Origin of the sequence: Streptomyces antnestii (assembly GCF_004005495.1) — a bacterium.
GTDB lineage: Bacteria > Actinomycetota > Actinomycetes > Streptomycetales > Streptomycetaceae > Streptomyces > Streptomyces antnestii.
The window spans coordinates 1-1265 of sequence record NZ_RZYA01000054.1; the positions used below are offsets into that span (position 1 = coordinate 1).

Genomic DNA, 1265 nt, shown 5'->3' on the forward strand with positions numbered 1-1265 from the left:
GGGTCTGCTGCACGATCGGGTGACATCTGAACTGGCTTGCCCTGTGGGGCGGGTGGGAAGGATGTCGCTGTGCCCAAGCCTTATCCGGAAGAGTTCCGCCAGGACGTCGTGCGGGTCGCGAGGAACCGCGGCCCGGGCGTGACGGTGGAGCAGGTGGCCGCCGACTTCGGAGTCCACGCGATGACGCTGTGGAAATGGATGCGCCGCGCGGACATCGACGACGGGACAACGCCTGGGACGACCAGCCAGGAGAGCGCGGAACTACGGGAAGCACGTCGGCGGATCAAGCTGCTGGAGCAGGAGAACGAGGTATTGCGCCGGGCCGCGGCCTACCTGTCGCAGGCGCATCTGCCGGGAAAAGGATCTACCCGCTCGTGAAAGAGCTGGCCGGAGACGGTGTGCCCGTCACGGTGACGTGCCGGGTCCTGAAGCTCGCCAGACAGCCCTACTACCGCTGGCTGGAGCGGCCGGTGACCGATGCCGAGTTCGAGCAGGCCGCTCGCGCGAACGCGTTGTTCGACGCTCACCTTGAGGATCCGGAGTTCGGCTACCGCTTCCTGGCCGACGAAGCCCGCAGTGCGGGATCCGGCATGGCGGACCGGACCGCCTGGCGGATCTGCCGGGACAACCGCTGGTGGAGTGTCTTCAGCAAGAAGCGCGGCCGGACCAAGAAGGCCGGCCCGCCGGTCCACGACGACCTCGTCCGCCGTCATTTCACGGCGGACGGCCCGAACCGGTTGTGGCTCACCGACATCACCGAACACGCCACGGATGAGGGCAAGTTGTATCTCTGCGCGGTCAAGGACGTCTTCAGCAAGAGGATCGTGGGCTACTCCATCGACGCACGGATGAAGTCCCGCCTGGCCGTCTCCGCCCTGAACAACGCCGTGGCCCGCCGAGAGAACGTCGCCGGGTGCGTTCTGCACAGCGATCGCGGATCCCAGTTCCGGTCACGGAAGTTCGTCCAGGCGCTCGACCGGCACCGGATCACCGGTTCGATAGGGAGGGTCGGGGCGCCAGGCGACAACGCGGCCATGGAGTCGTTCTTCAGTCTGCTGCAGAAGAACGTCCTCGACCGTCGGGCGTGGGCCACCCGCGAGGAACTGCGGATCGCGATCGTGACCTGGATCGAGCGGACCTACCACCGACGCCGCAGACAGGCATCCCTCGGCCGACTGACCCCCATCGAATTCGAGACCGTCATGACCACACCGGCCCTCCAGGCCGCGTGACCCAACCTGTCACCCAACCCTGCATCAGACCCG

1 protein-coding gene is annotated in these 1265 nt (G+C 66.8%); it reads left to right on the forward strand.

The features are described 5' to 3' along the window. Window positions 1–69 precede the first annotated feature (69 nt). Window positions 70–1232 (forward strand): IS3 family transposase gene (locus tag EOT10_RS40895; RefSeq protein ID WP_127833440.1). Its coding sequence is split into 2 segments (ribosomal slippage): window positions 70–354 and window positions 357–1232, totalling 1161 coding nucleotides; the frame shifts between segments, so codons are not numbered across the junction. Window positions 1233–1265 lie beyond the last annotated feature (33 nt).